Genomic DNA, 17,059 nt, shown 5'->3' on the forward strand with positions numbered 1-17,059 from the left:
CTCCTCGCAATGACAGTATACATGCGTCATTGCGAGGAAGTAGCATTGCTACGACGAAACAATCCATTTCTAATTACTTTATGGATTGCTTCGACCATTACGTGGTCTCGCAATGACGACAGTTTGCTATACCAAATGTTAAATTGTTTCTAACACAAAATAGTAGAGTAGGATTATGAAAGATAACCCACAACTCAGTAATATTCTTGAAGAGAATATTACTGAAGTTATAGAACCAACAGAAGAAGCACAAGACTTAGTTACTTTAACTAATTCAGTCAGTAGTAGCAGCTTCTTTGGTATAGAAGAAGAATTAGATCCTATTACTCAAGCCATTAGGCAAGAAATCCTGCAAAAACAGCGGAATATCTTAAAAGATTATATCGCTGCGAATCTTGATGTAACAGTAAATTACCATGACGATCAAGAATTTGTCAAATATCTCAAAAATGTTAATAATAGAGCAATAATTAACCAAGCGTTTGCAAATAGTAAAGTTAAAGATGAGCTAGAAAGAACAGAGATAGCAGGCTATAAGAAAGTTCACCATAATTTTGCTGATCGATTCCATACAATAAATTGGCAAGATGATGATAGGCAAGACAATACTAAAAGCCAAATAGTAAGAAATGATTCAGGTGATGAGTTAGCTACTATCAAGGAAATAACTCATAAAATTAATACTCTAGTCTTTTTGTCAGACGGCACTTTTAAACAAATCAATAGCTATCGAACCATAGATTTACCAACAGAATTGGAAAATAAAAGCGGTCCTATGCATTTGTCATTAGCTGTAAAAGATGAAAATGGTCGAAATATTTCCTTAGACCAAGCAGTATATTTTACTGCTCATTATGATAGTCGAGGTAAATTGTCAGAGATCAGCAGCCCAAAGCCAGTAAGATTTAATGGTGAAGGAGATGAGGCAATAGGCTATATAGAACATCTAGGACATGTCTATAGTTTGCCAGTAACCCAAGGTAAATATCGAGAAATGATGTTAGCTTTGGAGAAGAATAAAGGGCAAGAAATTGACCTCTCTCAAAATATCACTACTGCTCAGGATAGGATAGTTATTGCTAATACTGTCAATAGTGATTTACCAGTGCAACAAGAAAAAAAGCAATATCATCATGATAAACAAAAATTAGCCGAAGAAACATTAGAGAAAACAACAGAGCATCATGAGTTAGCAAAACGACAAGAATCAATATCACAGGGAATGCAGTTAACAGAAAAGAGTGATAATGTTGCTAATCGACAATTATTTGAAAAAATGTCAGAAGATTCTCAGTATATCCATGACATGTCTCCTGAGCAGGCAATTAGCAAATATCAAGTAATCTTAAATGAATTACAACCATTAACTAGCTCACGAGAAAAAGAAAGAAAAGCATTATACAAAGTTGCTGAGCTATATCCTGATCTAGCAGGTAAGTTAGTAGCAAGACATTATGATATTCATGCAGTAGTATATCACAAAGAAAAAACAGCAGATGCAAGTAGTACGGCATTAGAAGAGTTAGAGAGTCTTGTAAAAATATGTGGTGGTTATAAGAAATTAGGCTTAACTCCGGTAGAGAAACAATTAGCTGAACTTGATAAAATACGACGACAAGGAGAGAAAGATATAGACAAAGTAATGACCAAGATAGAAGTAGCTGATAAATCTTTTTATGAAAAACTGAAGAAAATACAACTATCGGCTGATGCATTACCAGAATCCAATCCCGATAAAGAAAAATTGAATATTTTTATAAAATTAAAGTTAGAAGCACAAGAGTCAATTAGAACCGATAAACCGTTACTAGAAAGCAAAGAAAGAGATGAATCTTTAAAAATGGAAACTGAGACAACTAAAAAAGTAGATCGTATGATAGGAAGATTTATAAGTAGATATTCTCCATCTAATACACCACCACCATTAAATAGATCAAAACTACAATTAAATAACACTAAAGGGAGGTAACTATGCCAGGCAAGCAATTTTTATATAGTAGAGTACTTAAGTCTGATACATCAATGCATGTTCAAGAACAAATTCACAACTATTTAAGTAAAGAATATCAGATTGATTTTGCCAAAGTTTTAAAAAATTATGACTCAGACATGTCTATGTTGGAGACAGTTAAAAATATTGAACTTTCAGAATTGCAAGAAATATTTAATAATAGCCAAAAAAACACCGCTTGGAATTTATACTTGCATTTAGTGGCAGGAAAAAAAGAGGTTTCTTCATATTTATCAAAGTATTTAAGAAAAGGTTATGGCACTGATAAAGATGAGTTCCTTGCTGATTTAACTCTGAGCATAGGAGTCGAGTTGGGAGATCAGGACTCAATTAAACTAACGGAAATAACATCAATATCATCTCAAATACGAAATGTAGCCAAAGAATGTTTACTAGAAATCATCCAACATAAATTAGGAGTAGAAGGTAGAGAAATATTATGTGATGAGATGATGTCTAGAGGTAAAGCATTTGCTTATTTTGTTGAGGAATTATCAGGTCATTCCTATTATCAAACTATCCAAGACTCTGGAACAGCCGGAATAAAATACTGGAGTAATTTTGTTGAACCAGCATAAGAAGAAGTTCAATAGCAGGGGCAGGAGCATTACATGATCAAGAATGATCTAAGATATTAGGGCTTACAGCCAATAGCTAACCCGATTAGCATTACTTCGTCATTGCGAGGAGGCGTGAGCCGACGAAGCAATCCAAATTTAATCATTTTTCTAGATTGCTTAGTCGCTACTAAAGTAGCTCCTCGCTAATAGACTAAGCAAGCTTCAGAGTAAACATTCAATAGGGAGTCGTTTATGACCGGTAAAAAAGTCATTATCCTGCTACATTCGTTACATGAGTCTCATAGCCAGCAACTACAAGAATTTTTGAAAAAGGAGTTCTTAGATAAAATTAAAGCATGTAGTAGAAGACACAGTACCATAATAGATTTCCCTGTTGTAACACGAGCATTAAAATACGTTATCAAACACCAAGCAGATCAGAAACGACACTCTGGCGAGTCATTTTACCATCATCCAATACAGGTTGCATTAATAGCATCTAGAATTTCATGTAAAACTGAAATAATAGCAGCATCTTTATTGCATGATATTGTAGAAGATACAGCACTTACTATTAGTCAGATACGGTTTTCATTTGGCACAAAAATAGCAGAATTAGTTAACAAACTGACGAAGCTTGATGATATTGCAATAAAAAAAATAAAAATTGAAGGAGAACATGCCTTGCAGAAATTACGTGAGTCAGAAGATATAGATGCATGGTATATCAAGCTTGCTGATAGGTTACATAATATGCAAACTCTTCATTACATTAAGTCAAAAGAAAAACAGAAAAGAATCGCTTTTGATACTTTAAAGAACTTTATACCGTTGGCAAAACTAGCTCGGGTAGAATGGATAGAACAAGAACTATACACATTAGCTATCAAAATATTAGAGGAGAATTAATACAATTTATTTATTTTTTATTAAGAGTTTAGTCAAATTGTCTCTTTATTAATCCTTCCCAAGCAAATTTTTTCCGTCACTATTTTTAATTTTTTAACTCTATCAATAAGCTAAAGTTATGTATGGATATACCCGACAATACAAGAAAAAAATAATATATAACAGCAAAAAAATCGAATGCAGTCATGTATCCGGCTTATAGACAATAAATCAAGCAGTTTGCCCTATAGCCTTGATGGAATTCGCTGGCTTACAAACTTATAATGTCATTTCATCACCTTTTGATTTCTTAAGACTATCAGCTTGCCTCAAAATATCCACCATCCTTGAGAATGTCATCTTCTTTACTCCTGTTAATCGACGAAACTGTTCATCCTCCAAATCAGATACTTATAACACCTCTCTTCCTTAAAGTCTAGTTTCGAAAGAGGTCTATTATCTTTAAAAATACGACAACATCAAACACCAATACTTGGCAGTTGAAGAGTATTGTTTTCTAACTGTGTAGTCTTCAAAAATATGGGTGATAATGACACCTATTTATTTTAAAGAGAATCACGTAATTTATCATTTTAAGTTTAGTTATGCCTCTACAACGGGGAAAGTAACAAGAAATAACAAAAGAGGAGAATTATGGTCGATTCAAAGAAAATACTAGGCACAAGTCAGAAAATAACTAGCAAACAAAATTGTCTAGATGACAACTGGAGTAAGAGTTTCTTATATCTTAGTTATGGAATAATTGGCATTTTACTTACCCTTATTACATCAGAAAGTTTAGCAGTAGATTTAGGTAAATTTGGTAAAGGTGTAACTGAACCACTGGTAAAATTTGCCGCAGATTACTGGGTTTATGGAGCTGGTATTGGTGGTATTACCACAGCCATTATGTCTGAAGGTGATGGTCGTGTTCGGGTATTTCGTGGCGGTACAGTTTTTATAGGTAGCAGTGCTATTTGTATGGGCATACTTGCTGCTATGGCTTAAATCAAGTGTAAATTGTAACAATATTGGTTTTTTACTTGTGAGATTCAATTATGGAAAGAGTACGATTTAATAATTGCTTAAACAAACACGTTAGATTTTGGAACATATCTATTGGTTCAATAGTAGGAGGCATTAGCTTTGGGTTAATCATTTTATGTTTTAAAGGCGTGCTATGGTCTTTTGCTGGTGGTGCTATTGGTTTTGCTATAGGTGGTTGGTTTATGCATCAATGGTGGCTTGGAATAATCCAGCGTTGGCTCTATTGGCATCTACCCCTAACTAGACTGATTATATCAGCTAATTTACCAAAGTCTCATGTAAGGCTGCTTATGTAGTAATACTAACTTAAATGTAAATAGATATGAATAAGCAGAGATAAAAATGGAGAAGATAATAGCAATAGGTAACATCGAGCAAGTAGCAAGACAGCGAAATTTGTTTTTAGTACTGACGTTGCTGCTTTGCCTGACTGCTTTAGGACTATCAGTTAAATTATTAACAAACAATGAGAAAGTAATATTGATGCCAAATCTTAGCCAAGAAGTATGGATTACTAATAATGGAGTCTCCAAAGGATATTTGGAAGAAACAAGTTTAATGTACCTACCATTGTTACTAGATTTAAATCCAGAAATAATAGACTACAAAGCAGGTATCATATTTAAATATATTTCGCAAAGTGATGCTACCTATATGAAAAATATTCAAAATTATTTTGCAGATAGTAAAGAGAAGTACAAAAAATTTGCTTTATCAACCTATTTTTCTATCAAAAGCTTGGAAGTTGATAGTAAGAATTTGCAGGTAATAGCCGCTGGCATGCTAACCTCAAGGTTTGGCGATAAGGGCTTTGAGGTTAGTCCTGCTTCTTATCAATTATCTTATGAATGGGCAGGTAGACAGCTAAGACTTAAAGAATTTGTAAGAATCAAAGAAGATCAAGAAACGGCACAATATAACAAAGAAAATGATAAAGATAAAAAATAAAGGATAAGAAAAATAAGAGAATAAATAATGATCAAAATAATACTAATAATTGCCATGATACTAACGAGTAATGCAGCACTTGCAGCACAAGAATTTGAATATATAGCTGGCAATAAAATCAAGGCTAAAATAAGTGCAAGTAATGTTAATAGAATAGAGTTTGGCAAAATAGGCATAGCACAAATTATTGGTGATGAAAGCAAGTATAAAATAATAGCGGATAGCAAGGCACAAAACATATTTTTACTACCGAAAGTTCCAGCTGCTCAGACTTTGGAGCTAGCCTTAGTCAACTTTTCGGGGAATGTTGCTGATTTAATACTTGAAGTGGAAGATATGGAAGGGCAAATTATTAAAATTTCCATGGATAATTTTTATAATAAGTCATCCAATGGTTTCCTAAATAATTCAGCTGTTAACAATAAATGGTCAGTAAACACCCAAGAGCAAGAAATTGCTGGAATGATAAGGAACATGATTGCTGACAAGGAAGGTAAATATTACGTTACTCATGTAAAAAGAAAAATTGACCGCTTACGTAATATAGGACTTTCCATAGAGCAAGATAGGATTTACCGTTTTGGTAAGCTTATTGGAGCAAGACTAGTAGTAATCAACAGGAAATATCAAGGCTTAGTTCATCTTAAAGAAGTAGATTTTAATAATCTATTTGATTTTTGTTTAGCTACAACTATCGACAAAACCATACTTCTTCCTAAAGATAAAGGATTTGTTTGGATAGTAGCAAAGGAGCAAGATAGGGACTGATATGACAATATTTGCAAAGCTTAAAGAAAGACTCTCTTTTTTATTAGGAAAGAGTATACAGCTTAAAGTTTCAAATGAAGTTCCAGTGGCTAGTTCGTTTATAGCTGATAGTCAAAAACAGTCGTTAGATGCAACTAATAATAAGGAGATTAGACGTAAACAGTATAATTTCTTGTTACTGCTTTTGGGTGGGAGCATCATTACTGTACTTGTTCTAATCAACATAATGCAAGGAAAAATTAAGCACAAAGCAGTTATTAACGATAATACTAAACCTAAATTAGAAGTAGCAAGTGAAGCGTTAGACCCGGAGAAAATGTGGCACAACCACTTTGAAGATTTGTTAAACGACAATAGGCGTAAATTTGATGAACGCTTACAGTTAGCAGAAACAAACTTTAAAGAAAAAGAACAAAAGCTACAAGAAGAGATAAAATTAGAACTAACTAAAATGCAGATTCAACTGAATTTTGCTAAAAATGAGCTGATCAGTAGCACAGAAGAATTAAAAAGAATGCGTCAAATTCACCAAGAAGCAGAGCAAAATACAAAAGGTAAGGATTTTGGCAGTGATGTAAATATTGGTGTTATAGACTTAAATGGTGAAATAGAATTTGATAAACCAAAAGATGCTAAGATTTATATCCCTGAAACTTCTTATGTTAGTGGCTATTTACTTGGTGGTCTTGCAGTATCTACCGCATTAAATACCCCAAATGAACATGCTACTCCAATAGTAATTAGATTAACAGAAAGAGGCAACTTACCCAAGAACTTTAATCTTGATATTACTACCTGCCGTATTTTAGGTAGTAGTTATGGTGACTTATCCAGCGAAAGAGTAATTATCCGCTTGGAGAAAATGGTTTGTATTGATCCAATCACAGAGTTAGTAATTACCAGTAACATAGCTGGAATAGTGCATGGACCAGATGGTATGAATGGCATTAAGGGGAAAGTAGTAGCTACGAGCAGTAAGCATATAAAAAATGCCCTAATAGGTGGAGTTATTAGCGGGCTTAGCCAAAGTAGTAAAGGTCTAGATAGTATGACTATCACTAGCCTTGGAGCAATTGCTAGCCAAAAGAAAGGTTTTAAGGATATGGTAACAGATGGTATTTTATCAGGAACATCGAATGCTGCTGAGAAAATAGCTGACTATTACTTAAGAATGGCAGAAAACATGTCGCCTGTTCTTACTATACCTAGTGGAGTAAAGGTAGATGTTGTCTTCATGAAAGGCTTTTTTGTCGGAGAATTAACCACCCATAAAAAGATAACCAAGGAAAGAACCAAAAAACCAACAAATAAACAATACGGAGAACAGTAATGCAAGGAATATCAAAGATTTTACTGATTATTACATTATTTAGTTTATCTGCCTGTGGTGGATATGGTTCATCGTTTAGTTGTAAAGACGCAAGTGGTTTTAATTGTGTGCCTTTGAGCATAGTTGATCAAAAAATTAATAGCGGAGAAATTGTCGAAGTAGAATTAAAGGAAAGGGCAAAGTGTCAAGGAAAAAATTGCTATGCTAGACACTTGGACAAACCTGACATTAAAGCTAATAAGGTTCATAAAATAAAGTTGCAACAAGAAACTAATCAGAAAATACTTAAAGATGGCAACTTGTTATATATCAAATAAGACAATGAGATGATTATATGAACATAGCTAATTTCTTACAAAATATAGGCAATATTTGTGGTTTGACTAGTCCTGCCGAAGTAAATTACGACAGTACACAACTGTTGAAAGAACATACCGAACAAAATACTAAAGGAGCAAAATCTTTAGCAGGATATCTAAGTTATCGATATTTTGATCCTAAATGTAATATCTTCTTTAATGAAAATAATGTAATAGGCTTCATGCTAGAAATAGCTCCGATAGTTGGAACAGATGTTAATTTGGAAAAAAACTTAAGCTTATTTTTTAACAATGAATTACCAGTAAATTGCTATTTACAATTTTTACTGATTGCCAGTCATAATATAGAGCAAAAACTAAAATTATGGAGTAATGCTAGAAGTAATCCTAATCAGATGTTACAGCAATTAACAGAATTCCGTAGAGAATTTATTAGTAAGTGTGCTAAAGATTTTACAAGTTCAGATGGAAGGATGGCTAAAGATTTTCGGATATATGTTTCTTTTAGCAAAAAAAGTGAAGGTAATAATAGTGTAAAATCTATTGAAGAAGTAGTAGTGTTCCAAAGCAAATTAGTAAAAAAGCTGCAAGCAATAAAATTATCTCCCCGTATATGTGATGCACAAAATTTAATGTTTGTAGCAGGCGATATGGCACAAATGCAAATGCAAGAAAGATTAAGCCGTAAATATGATCCAATAAACCCTTTAGCTAATCAAATCTTAACACCACTTTCAAGAACCATTGTTAAAGAAGACTGCCTAATTCATCTAGATAGTATTTATAATGATAATGGATTAAAACCAAACAAATTAACATCTAATAACCTAGCTTCTAACAAGTTAGTCTCTAAATGTTTTTACCCAAGTATGCTACCAGAGCAGTGGTCATTACTGGAGATGATTAATTTACTTGGTTCAGCCAGTGATCATAGTTTACCAGCAAGACTAATAATTAGTTACACAGTGGCAAATAATGTAAGTAAAACACAAAGCTCAAAAATTCTAGCAAGAGGACATAGGAGCATACATGCTGCTGAACAATGGTATGCAAGGCATGATACTAACTTGAAGAAAGAAGCTTTAGAGTGGCGGGAGATAATTGCTAAAGCTAAAAATGGTGAGCAGTTTTTGACAGAATCACTGCAAATAATGATTACTGCACCTCAGTCAGAAATAGAAATAGCGGAGGAATTTTTAATTAGCCTATATAATGCACACGACTTCCAATTACAAGTTAATAAGCATCTCCAATTACCAGCAATGTTATCTCAGTTACCAATGCATCAGGCACTTAGTTGGAAGTTTTTACAGCATTTCCAGCTAGTTAAAATTGCTCAGGCTAAAGAAGTGATAGCCAAGTTGCCGATCCATGGTGAGTGGAAAGGAGTAAACCAAAGTGGAGTTCTATTAATAGGACGCAGAGGTGAGTTATTTAATTGGAATCCATTTGTAAGAATCAATAGCGGTAATTACAATGTAGCTGTTATGGTACCATCTGGTTCAGGTAAGTCAGTATTTTTGCAAGAACTAGCTACTTCAATGCTAGCACAAAACGCTTCAGTATTTATCTTAGATATAGGTGGTAGTTATCAAAATATCTGTGAGTTAATCGGTGGGGAAACAATTAGATTTAATCAGCATAGTAATATTTCTTTAAATCCTTTTGCTCAAATAGCAGGTAGTGGAACAAAACATGCTAAGGCTCTTTCTATGCTTGCTAGAAATTATAATTTAGTGGAAATAGGATCAGTTACTGGTTTGTCCTTAGAACAAATTGAAATGCTTACTGCTAAGGATCAAGACCAAAGCCTAGACCTAGAACAAAGAATAGAGATATTACAGATAGGCAATCATTTTGTCACTAAGGATAGTATCATATACGCAAAAAGCATTATTGGTGCTATGTGTGGTGTTAGCAAGGATGCTCATAAGGAAGCTATCATTGAACGAGCAATAAATGAGGGTATAGAAAAACATGGTACTACGCTAGATATTACCAAACTTACTAAAGTATTAGAAGAATTAGAGGGGGCAACTACAGCAAAAGCTCTTGCTGAAACTTTATACCCTTATAGTGAAAAAGGAGTACATGGTAAATTTTTTGAGCAAGGTAAAGCTGCATCATTTAAAGAAATACTAACCATTTTTGAGTTTGAGGAGGTCAAGAATGATCCAGTATTACTAGCGGTAATATTACAGGTAGTATTGATGCAAGTAACTATGCAGTTCTTATGTGGTGATAGGTCGAAGCAATTTTTACTTATTGTTGATGAAGCTTGGATGATTTTAGATTATTCAGCCAAGTTCTTAGAAAGCTTTGGTAGAACTGTTAGAAAATATGGGGGTTCATTAGTGATTTGTGTACAAAATTTTACTGATTTTCAAAAAAGTGATGAGCGTAGGAGCATTTTAGAAAATAGTGCTTGGGCGGTAATATTAAAGCAAGATGAGAAAGGACTAAACTCATTTAGTACTTCAGAAGCCTTTAAAGATATTGTACCGTTGATTGAGTCTATTAGTTTGATACCAAGTAAATATGCCGAGATGCTGCTGATATCTACTGGCTTAAAAGTTGTTGGACGTCTTAGTCTAGATCCATACTCGCAAGTATTATACTCAACAGAAGCAGCTGATTTTAAATATTTATTAGAAGCAAGACGCAGTGGTCTTAGTAAAGATGAAGCAGTAAAAGCCTTGGCAAAAAAATATGGTGAGCTAGCTATTCTGCCAACTACAGAAAAAATGGATAAGTAATAATATGGTAAGTGTATGGAGATGAATAGGAACATAAGTATAAGTAGTGATAATGAATTGAGCAAGAAACAAATTGTTGTTTTACTAGTGTCTATCCTACTTGGAGTTGGAATTGGTTGGCTTGGGTTTTTGTTATTTGGTGATATTGGTAATCAATGCAAGATTATGTATGTATCACAAAAAGAAATATTAAAGCTAGAAAAAGAAAGGGTAAGTAAGGAATTAGAAGAAGCAAAAATAAACCAACAAAAAGAGAAACAACAACCAAAAGAAAGCAATTTATTTTTTGGTCAAATTAATCAGGCAATAGAACTAATAAACGAGGAAACCCAAAAATATAAAGATAAAAGAACTAAAGTAATATTTGCAGCTGATGAATTTATTACAGGAGAAGGAGTGATATCAATAAGCAGGCAAGTACATCAGAATGTAATAGAGAATTTAGCAAAACTAATCAGTAACCTAAAGCAGGCTGATCTAGAACAATTAAATAATAACAAATAATAGATAGAGAAATTAAAATGTACAAAAAAATTCAGTATCCGTTTTATAACAAAGCAAACAGAGACAATATGAATACATATGTCAATTACAAGTATAGTATGAATAATCAAAGTACTAATTATTTAGAACGCAAACAAGATGCTAGAAAAAAGATTATGCTGGGTGGGCTGATAATAAAAGCAGGATTAGATTACTTGCATCCAAAAGATGACCAAGCTCTGTATGGCATGTTGCTAGTTAGTAAAATGGTACTTGCTAGTAAACCAAAGATACTTGAGCAATGGAGAGAAATTGGTAAAGATTTAAAGAAAATATAAATGAAACGAATACTAACAATGATTTTAGTAATTCTACTACCACAAATAACTATTGCTAAGGATTTTGGCATATATGGAACAATTTTTGAGGTTAAAGAAGAAGGATTTTTAGCAATGATCGAAAGAAAACTAAAATCAGTTGATATAGAACAGGAGAAAAGCAAGATGTTAGAAATCACTAAAACTCGAATAGAGCAGCCAATAGCAGTTAGCAATATCAAACGTACTCAAAAAGCACAAGATTTTACTTATGATCCAAGCTATATAATAAAAGAGGATATTATTTTGCCAGATGGCAAGCTACTTCACAAGCTAGGTACAAAAGTTAATCCACTAGATTATATAAACTTGGACAAGAAGTTGATATTTATTGATAGCAGAGATAAAGAGCAGGTTAAGTGGTTTAAGCAGCAACAAAGCAGCTCAGTAATAAAGGCAGAAGACAAGTTGATATTAGTAGCTGGTAGACCACTTGATTTACAGAAAGAACTTGATAGAGAAGTATATTTTGATCAAGCAGGAGTTTTAACAACAAAATTTAAAATTAAACAAGTACCAGCAATAATTCAGCAGGAAGGAAAAGTTTTAAGAATAAAAGAAGTAGAAATTGATTAGTGGTCGTAAAAAAACAGTTATAATATACAAATAAACAAAATTAGAGGTAATTTATGCAAAAATGGCAATTACAAGAGGCAAAGGAACATTTTGAAGAAATTATTGAACTTGCTGAAAACGGGCAACCTCAATTAATAAATGATAAGAAGAGACATAAAGCAGTCTATATTATCTCAGTGGAAGATTATATGGGTGATAAAATAAAACCTCCTATGTCATTTAAAGAATTTTTATTATCCATACCAAAAATTGATAATGATGATGAAGAGGATTTATTTGAAAGAAAACCAAGTAAAGCTAGGGAAGATATTGATATATGAGATATTTACTTGATACTAATATATTGTCAGAGTTTCGTAAGAAAAGTCCAAATAGCCAAGTAATATCTTGGTTATATCAAGTACCTATAGAATCATTATATATAAGTTACTTAACAATTGGTGAAATTCAAAAAGGGATTGCTAAAAAGAGACAAACAGATTTAATAGCCTCATTAAGTTTAGAAAGGTGGCAAGATATTTTAATTAAAAAATATACCGCTAGAACCATTGGTATAGATAATAATGTATGTAAATGTTGGGGTGAATTACTTGCTATTGATTCTACAAATCAGGTGGATAGCCTAATTGCTGCCCAAGCAATAGTTCATGATATGGTTTTAGTTACTCGTAGTACCAAGCATTTTACTAAATTTGCAGTAAAATTACTAAATCCTTTTGAGGAATTTGAATAATGTAAGAGGTAAAAACATTGACAAATATCAATAATACGGCCTTGAGCAAAAAGTTTGGCGACCCAGCTCAAGGCACAAAGACACGGTTAAGTATCCTACTGTTAGTGGCTATTTTTATGCCATTTTCAGTATCTGCAAGTATTACATGTCAGGGGCATTTTGTCAATCCAATTACTGATATTTGTTGGAGTTGCATATTGCCAATAAGCATAGGCAACTTAATTAATATTGGTAGTGGTGTAACGCCTAAAAAAAGAGATACCAAAAATCCCTCATCACCAGTTTGTCTATGTATTAAAGCAAATATTCCTGTACCAGGGATAGCAATAGGATTTTGGGAACCAGTAAGACTTATTGATGTTACAAGAACTCCTTATTGTATGACTAACCTTGGTGGTATCTCTCTTGGTTCTGATAGCAAAAGGACTAGTAGTTTTAATAGAAGCTATGATGACAGGCATGTTCACGATAGTTTCTATCACGTTCATTATTATATTTATCCACTAATTTATTGGCTTGAACTTATTACTGATTTTATTTGTTTAGAACAGAGTACCTTTGACGTGGCTTATATGAGTGAGTTTGACGTTACTTGGAATGATGAAAAATTGCAGAACCTGTTAAATCCTGAAGCTTTTTTATTTGCCAACCCTATAGCCCAAGCAGCTTGTGGTTTGGATTGTGCAAGTAGCACAGCTAGGATGCCACTAGATAGTATGTTTTGGTGTGCTGGTTGCTTAGGTAATATGTACCCATTTAGTGGAGCAAATGCTGATCATGTTGGTGGAGTACAATCAAGTAGTTTATTAGCTATTCGAATAATTGCCAAGATGCACCGAATAGGTCTTGCGGAGGAGACATCAACTGATGAAAACACTCGGTTGGCAGGTGGAGGTAAATTGTGCCGTAAGTCTAAGGCATTAAAGATTAAGAAGAGCCAGTATAAACTACAAATGGTAAATCCAAAGTCAACATCAGATAGCATTGGTTGTTGGCCATTAGGTTTAAGTGACATGATGTATTCAACATTTAAAGAATATCCGTATGACGGACAAGATTGGGGGTATTTAGTATGGCGAAAAATCAACTGCTGTGCTTTTTAGTTACATTACTATTTAACAGTAGTCACTTAACTATAGCACAAAACATCAGCAACACTAATAGTGAATTGCTAAATAACATAAAAAATATTGAGGCAACTGATCAGCAGCAAGATTGGGCTAAAAAATTGGGACATGCAGGACAAATACTAACAAGAGAAGCTATTTTACAAAAGCTGTGTGAGTTAGATAAGCAGCATTGTTTAAAGCAAGGACGAAATTGCAGTGATAAAGAATTAATAGACAAAGAACTTATTAATCCAGCAGTGCTTAAGATATTTATAAGTAGCGGAATGCCAAGTAACTTACTGAAGACCTATCATCAGCAAGCAGTAAAATATGGTGGAACATTGGTATTTAAGGGATTACCCAATGGTAGTTTTAAAGAACTTAGCAAACTAGTTATGTCAATATCAGAAAATGGTGAAGTAGGCAGTATGCAAATAGATGACGAAGCTTTTGATCAGTTTGGTATTAATGTTGTGCCAGCTATTTTGTTGGTTAAACAAGAAGGTTACTTAGATGGGTGTTTTGGTAAATCTTGCAAAGTTACCTACGATAAGATTACTGGCAGTATAGGTATAAAAGCAGCTTTAGAGAAATTTGTGATTAATGGTGATTTATCACAAGAAGCACAAGAGTTGTTACAAAGATAAAAAGCAGGTGTAAGGATATAAAGATGAGAAGGATGAGGCAGATAGTTCTAATAATTTTAATGGTAACTATTACTTGTGCAGAAGCCCAATATTTAGACCCAATCAATAAGACCAATATTAATGAGGTAGATCCATTGTTTGAAAAGAATATAGACAATTATCAAAGTTGGAGTAGACAAATAGAAGATAGTAAAGCAGGTTTTGCTAGAGGAGTAGAGAATAGTCAAGGGTTAGGTGATTTAGTAGGTCATGATAAGGCGGAGTCAGAAGCAGATAGGTTAAGTAGTATAGAAGCAGGAGATTTAAGTAACAAAGGACGGAGGGAAGCAGCTAAAGACCCGTTCTATAACGAGATATTTGTTGATTATAGCAGACCTGGCATGATGGCTCATAAACAAGATGCGGAAATGATAGCAAATGCATCTGGCAAGATGATGGATAATTTGCTAGGAAAACTAAAAGATATAGGAGTGGATTGTAAGACGGTTAAAGGCAATAAGGAGATAGAGCCGCAATATTTCATGGAGCTAAGTCGCAGAGATGAAAGAGCCAAGGGAGATACCATATATGACCAGTATTTCTGTGAACGCTTACGTAATAGATACTCTTGTGTTGATGGACTTACGCTACAATGTTTGCAATTTTCTGAGAAGCCAGCTGAATTAACAATTAGTCAATCGAGTATGAAATACACCCAAAATATAGCAGGCTTAGTTAAACGTATTAGTTTTGTAGAACAATATGGTCCGGATTCCCTCAGTCTTCTTATGAAGTTTTTTGGTGGTGGTGGTGATTCAAGTAGTTATGGCGGTACAGTACACGGTTTTATTAATAAAGCGAGTGGGACAACTTACCATGCTCGGGAAGCAACTTGGCAGATAAGTTTTAATATATCCGCTAAAGTGGCAATGCTTACTAAAGTACAGTTAACTGCTGCTAGTTACGGTACGTTTATTATGTTTAAGCTAAATGGTCAGGTGATATTTGTTGGTCCTACTCAGGGAAATAACCTTTTTCTTAATGGTCATAGGTCAATTGAAACTAAAGGCAAAAGAAAATATGCCGGCAAGGTTGGTAAGAGAATGACAGTCACCACTAATTATCCAATAGTTAGTACTGGTTTTGGTGAATATGCTCTAGGTTTAGACTCTATAGCTGATAGGTCTAGAGTTGAAGTAATCAACTTGTTGCCTGATATAAGGCAAGGAGACAATATACTGGAGATCAAGGCAATTGGTCGCGGAAACAACGAGGTAAGTTTTAATTTAGATGTAAGTGAGCGTATTTGTACATATTGGCAGGAGAATTGGCATGAGCAATGTAGGTTAGAGTGATAAGAGTCATGAAGTTAATGAAAATAATAAGGATTTCATTATTGAAGGTAATCGTAATGTTCAGCATAGCAACTGAAACAACAGCATTGGCTACTGGGAGATCAAACTTTGTTCCCAATTATCCTTGCCAAGAAGGACAAAAGAAGTGTTTAGCTAGTGGCGTAAGGGTAATAGATGGTTTTCAGGTACATAGAGACTGCTGGGAATGGGGGTATAGTAAAATTTGTAATTATCCGAGTAAAAATAACTGTGATCAATATGCACATTGCTATTTTGTTGCACTTTTAGAGTGTTTGCTTACCGATAGCTTAGGTAATTGTGTTAATAGGAAAGAGGAATATTCTTGTAAGAGATGGATACCATCGCCTATCGAGAGTCAGAAAGTGCGGGTAGGATTTAAGGAAAAAGAAGGACCGGAAGGTCTTGTATGTAAAGGTATACCTTGTATTGATGGTAACTGCGTTGATAAAAGCTATATGACCAATGGTGAGATGATGGATTCAATCTCCAAGCTCTATGCAGTAAGTCAGTTGAAGTCAGGTAATGGCATGAATGTTAAGTTGTTTGAAGGGCTTAGCATGCATTGTAGTAAGAAGGCAATCGGTTACAGTAATTGCTGCTCAGTAGATCAGAAAGGTTGGGGTAAAAATTTTGGAGCAGGTTGCAGTAAGGATGAGCAGTTGCTGATCGATAAGCGTAAAAAGAATCTATGTGTTTATGTTGGCAAAGAGGGAAAGCAGAATCTAGGAGTAACAAAGATAGTCAAGCATTATTATTGTTGTTTTGGTCAAATGCTGGACAAGGTCATACAGGTTGAAGGTCGGAAGCAACTTGGTATGAGTTTTGGTAGTGGCGGCAATCCTAATTGTCGTGGTTTGACATTAGATGAAATATTAAGAATAGATTTCAATCGCGTCGATTTCACTGAGTTTATCGAGGAGTTTAAGGTAAAGTTTTTTGGCAAATATAAAGCACCAAATAACGGAGATATGAGCATGAGGGTTAAGGGTAGTCTGCAAAATATCAGGCAATATGATGACAACCCGAATAATCAGGCAAATAATCAAGCTGGTTGGAATATAGGAACAGAAGAGGAACGTAAAGCAGAGGCTATAAGGCAAACAGAATAGAAGAAACAAGATGAAGCAAAAACTTCACAAAGGAAAGTGAAA

At 34.0% G+C, this 17,059-nt stretch carries 19 protein-coding genes and 1 pseudogene; 19 read left to right on the forward strand and 1 reads right to left on the reverse strand.

Going from position 1 to position 17,059, the window contains the following annotated elements; all coding sequences use genetic code 11:
- Positions 1-175 precede the first annotated feature (175 nt).
- The 3 genes from AAGD45_RS02245 to AAGD45_RS02255 all read left to right on the forward strand — a co-directional run bounded on the left by AAGD45_RS02245 (position 176) and on the right by AAGD45_RS02255 (position 3,480).
- Positions 176-1,969, forward strand: coding sequence for a Sca4 family protein (locus AAGD45_RS02245; RefSeq protein ID WP_341761811.1), 1,794 nt, complete (start codon positions 176-178; stop codon positions 1,967-1,969).
- Between the two features lie 2 nt (positions 1,970-1,971).
- Positions 1,972-2,589, forward strand: coding sequence for a hypothetical protein (locus AAGD45_RS02250; protein ID WP_341761812.1), 618 nt, complete (start codon positions 1,972-1,974; stop codon positions 2,587-2,589).
- 234 nt (positions 2,590-2,823) lie between these two features.
- Positions 2,824-3,480, forward strand: coding sequence for an HD domain-containing protein (locus AAGD45_RS02255; protein WP_341761813.1), 657 nt, complete (start codon positions 2,824-2,826; stop codon positions 3,478-3,480).
- Positions 3,481-3,756: 276 nt separating this feature from the next.
- Here AAGD45_RS02255 and AAGD45_RS02260 read toward each other — a convergent pair.
- Positions 3,757-3,861: pseudogene (locus tag AAGD45_RS02260) on the reverse strand (IS5/IS1182 family transposase); the annotation flags it as partial.
- A 252-nt stretch (positions 3,862-4,113) separates the two neighbouring features.
- On the opposite strand from AAGD45_RS02260, the gene AAGD45_RS02265 reads away from it, so the two are divergent.
- The 16 genes from AAGD45_RS02265 to traN all read left to right on the forward strand — a co-directional run bounded on the left by AAGD45_RS02265 (position 4,114) and on the right by traN (position 17,017).
- Positions 4,114-4,467 carry a hypothetical protein gene (locus AAGD45_RS02265; RefSeq protein ID WP_341761814.1) on the forward strand — a complete coding sequence of 118 codons (354 nt, stop codon included), beginning with the start codon at positions 4,114-4,116 and terminating at the stop codon, positions 4,465-4,467.
- A 50-nt stretch (positions 4,468-4,517) separates the two neighbouring features.
- Entirely contained in the window at positions 4,518-4,802 is a 285-nt protein-coding gene (locus tag AAGD45_RS02270) for a hypothetical protein (RefSeq protein WP_341761815.1), read from the forward strand.
- A gap of 46 nt (positions 4,803-4,848) precedes the next feature.
- Complete coding sequence (locus AAGD45_RS02275; protein ID WP_341761816.1) at positions 4,849-5,454, forward strand: TraE/TraK family type IV conjugative transfer system protein; 606 nt, start codon at positions 4,849-4,851, stop codon at positions 5,452-5,454.
- Between the two features lie 27 nt (positions 5,455-5,481).
- Positions 5,482-6,222, forward strand: coding sequence for a type-F conjugative transfer system secretin TraK (locus tag AAGD45_RS02280; RefSeq protein ID WP_341761817.1), 741 nt, complete (start codon positions 5,482-5,484; stop codon positions 6,220-6,222).
- A gap of 1 nt (position 6,223) precedes the next feature.
- Positions 6,224-7,552 carry a TraB/VirB10 family protein gene (locus AAGD45_RS02285; RefSeq protein ID WP_341761818.1) on the forward strand — a complete coding sequence of 443 codons (1,329 nt, stop codon included), beginning with the start codon at positions 6,224-6,226 and terminating at the stop codon, positions 7,550-7,552.
- Positions 7,552-7,869 (forward strand): hypothetical protein, encoded by a 318-nt coding sequence (locus AAGD45_RS02290; protein ID WP_341761819.1) that lies wholly within the window; start codon positions 7,552-7,554, stop codon positions 7,867-7,869. Before AAGD45_RS02285 ends, AAGD45_RS02290 begins: the two co-directional genes overlap by 1 nt.
- Before the next feature lie 17 nt (positions 7,870-7,886).
- Positions 7,887-10,628, forward strand: coding sequence for a TraC family protein (locus AAGD45_RS02295; RefSeq protein ID WP_341761820.1), 2,742 nt, complete (start codon positions 7,887-7,889; stop codon positions 10,626-10,628).
- A gap of 21 nt (positions 10,629-10,649) precedes the next feature.
- Entirely contained in the window at positions 10,650-11,132 is a 483-nt protein-coding gene (locus AAGD45_RS02300; protein WP_341761821.1) for a hypothetical protein, read from the forward strand.
- A 98-nt stretch (positions 11,133-11,230) separates the two neighbouring features.
- Entirely contained in the window at positions 11,231-11,449 is a 219-nt protein-coding gene (locus tag AAGD45_RS02305; protein ID WP_341761822.1) for a conjugal transfer protein TraD, read from the forward strand.
- Positions 11,450-12,064, forward strand: coding sequence for a type-F conjugative transfer system protein TraW (gene traW, locus AAGD45_RS02310; RefSeq protein WP_341761823.1), 615 nt, complete (start codon positions 11,450-11,452; stop codon positions 12,062-12,064).
- A 53-nt stretch (positions 12,065-12,117) separates the two neighbouring features.
- On the forward strand, positions 12,118-12,384 hold the full coding sequence (locus AAGD45_RS02315; protein WP_341761824.1) for a type II toxin-antitoxin system prevent-host-death family antitoxin: 267 nt from the start codon (positions 12,118-12,120) through the stop codon (positions 12,382-12,384).
- Positions 12,381-12,797, forward strand: coding sequence for a type II toxin-antitoxin system VapC family toxin (locus AAGD45_RS02320; RefSeq protein ID WP_341761825.1), 417 nt, complete (start codon positions 12,381-12,383; stop codon positions 12,795-12,797). The genes AAGD45_RS02315 and AAGD45_RS02320 overlap by 4 nt, the downstream gene beginning before the upstream one ends.
- A gap of 116 nt (positions 12,798-12,913) precedes the next feature.
- Positions 12,914-13,900, forward strand: coding sequence for a conjugal transfer pilus assembly protein TraU (gene traU, locus AAGD45_RS02325; protein ID WP_341761826.1), 987 nt, complete (start codon positions 12,914-12,916; stop codon positions 13,898-13,900).
- Entirely contained in the window at positions 13,870-14,553 is a 684-nt protein-coding gene (gene trbC, locus AAGD45_RS02330; protein WP_341761827.1) for a type-F conjugative transfer system pilin assembly protein TrbC, read from the forward strand. Before traU ends, trbC begins: the two co-directional genes overlap by 31 nt.
- A 32-nt stretch (positions 14,554-14,585) precedes the next feature.
- Positions 14,586-15,887, forward strand: a complete 1,302-nt coding sequence (locus AAGD45_RS02335; protein WP_341761828.1) for a hypothetical protein — start codon at positions 14,586-14,588, stop codon at positions 15,885-15,887.
- A 56-nt stretch (positions 15,888-15,943) separates the two neighbouring features.
- A complete protein-coding gene (gene traN / locus AAGD45_RS02340) occupies positions 15,944-17,017 on the forward strand; it encodes a conjugal transfer protein TraN (protein ID WP_341761829.1) in 1,074 nt (357 codons plus the stop codon).
- The last annotated feature ends 42 nt before the right edge of the window (positions 17,018-17,059 follow it).

Source organism: Candidatus Tisiphia endosymbiont of Thecophora atra, from assembly GCF_964026395.1.
GTDB lineage: Bacteria > Pseudomonadota > Alphaproteobacteria > Rickettsiales > Rickettsiaceae > Tisiphia.